1 protein-coding gene is annotated in these 301 nt (G+C 61.1%); it reads left to right on the top strand.

Translation table 11 applies throughout. From position 1 onward, the window contains the following. Positions 1-80: 80 nt before the first annotated feature. Positions 81-301: hypothetical protein (locus tag F2P45_RS35025; protein ID WP_223164946.1), on the top strand; the 221-nt coding region annotated here is incomplete at its 3' end.

Below are 301 nucleotides of genomic sequence, written 5' to 3'. Positions count from 1 at the left end.
GACCGGCCAGCAGCGGGACCCTCGGGCGCCTGCAGCCGTCCAAGGTGGGGCGGGAGCCAAACGCCCGTAACCACCCTGACATGCAGTATTTCAACATGGCCGTCCATACGTTGGCCGACATGAAGAAATGGAAGGGCAAGTTCCTGGCATTCAAGGCGTATTACGTCGGCGACGCCGCGCTGGCCAAGCAGGCGGCCGCCGTGCTCGGCATCAGCGAGCGCACCTATTATTATCATGTGAAAAGCTTTGGGCAGGCGGCCTACAGCATGAGCCACAGCATCAAGAAGGCCCACGAAGCGAT

This window comes from Massilia mucilaginosa (assembly GCF_011682145.1).
GTDB classification, from domain to species: domain Bacteria; phylum Pseudomonadota; class Gammaproteobacteria; order Burkholderiales; family Burkholderiaceae_D; genus Telluria_A; species Telluria_A mucilaginosa.
This window is presented reverse-complemented; position numbering and strand designations above follow the sequence as displayed.